This window comes from Donghicola sp. XS_ASV15 (assembly GCF_041224595.1).
GTDB lineage: Bacteria > Pseudomonadota > Alphaproteobacteria > Rhodobacterales > Rhodobacteraceae > Donghicola.
The window spans coordinates 1-415 of record NZ_JBGFGN010000034.1 but is presented as its reverse complement, the minus strand read 5'-3'; the positions used below and the strand labels follow the sequence as shown (position 1 = coordinate 415).

Annotated in this window: 1 pseudogene; it reads right to left on the bottom strand. The window is 59.0% G+C overall.

The features are described 5' to 3' along the window. Positions 1–415: pseudogene (locus AB9K37_RS00505) on the bottom strand (transposase); the annotation flags it as partial.

Below are 415 nucleotides of genomic sequence, written 5' to 3'. Positions count from 1 at the left end.
TGGTCGGCAGGTACGATCCTTCCACCAGCCGGATGATCTCCAGCTTCTCGGATGCGGGATATCTCATTCGTCGTCGCCCCCATCTGTCACACGGCAGGCGAATGCTCCGCATTCTGCCGAGAGGGCCCGAGCATGCTTTTTTTGAGCAGCCGTAGCTCCAGGGCCTGTTCGGCAACGACTTCCTTCAGATCGCGTGCCTCACGGCGAAGATCTTTGACCTCGGTCGACGTCGCTGCACGTGCGGTATCACCGGCGAGGCGCTTCTTGCCAGCTTCGAGGAACTCCTTGGACCAACTGTAGTAAAGGCTCTGCGCAATTCCTTCTCGTCGGCACAGATCGGCAATGCTGTCCTCGCCTTTCAGGCCGTCCAGCACGATCCTGATCTTCTCTTCCGCTGAATACTGCTTGCGGGTGG